The following is a 577-nucleotide window of genomic DNA, read 5'->3' on the forward strand; positions in this document are numbered from 1 at the left end:
CAACGGCGTCATCGGCAACCAAAACTTCGTCGGCGGCGGCGCCACGCTCACAAATAACGGCACGATCACCGCCGATACCGCGGGCCGCTCGATCACGATCCAGGTCTCGGGCCTGACCACCAACAACAGCACCCTGAGCGCCCTGAACGGCGGCACGCTGAACCTGAACTCGGCCGTGACCGGCACCACCGGCAGCCAGATTCTGGCCGGTGCCGGCAGCGTCGTCAGCCAGAACGGCGTCACGCTGTCCGGTGACATGAACCTCACCGGCGCGGGCTCGTTTCGCGCCAACAACAGCGGCAACAACTTCCTGTCCGGCGTGACGCTCGCGGGCACGCTCGACCTGGCGTCGGCGACCGGTATCGAACGCGTGGCGGGCGGCCTCACGCTCGGCGGCGCCACCATCAACATCGGTAACAACAGCATCTTCGCCCCGCAGGGCGACCAGACCATCGGCGGCACCGGCACGATCGCCTTCGCCGACGACGGCAGCGCCAACAACCGCCTCAACGTCGAGGCCGGCAACCTGACGCTGGGCGCGGGCGTCACCGTGCGCGGCGGCAACGGCGTCATCGGC

The 577-nt window shown here is 68.8% G+C and carries 1 protein-coding gene; it reads left to right on the forward strand.

Going from position 1 to position 577, the window contains the following annotated elements; genetic code table 11:
• Positions 1-577: hypothetical protein (locus tag AB7F93_RS00645; protein WP_428300938.1), on the forward strand; the 577-nt coding region annotated here is incomplete at both ends.

This window comes from Immundisolibacter sp. (genome assembly GCF_050250495.1).
In the GTDB taxonomy this organism is placed as follows: domain Bacteria; phylum Pseudomonadota; class Gammaproteobacteria; order Immundisolibacterales; family Immundisolibacteraceae; genus Immundisolibacter.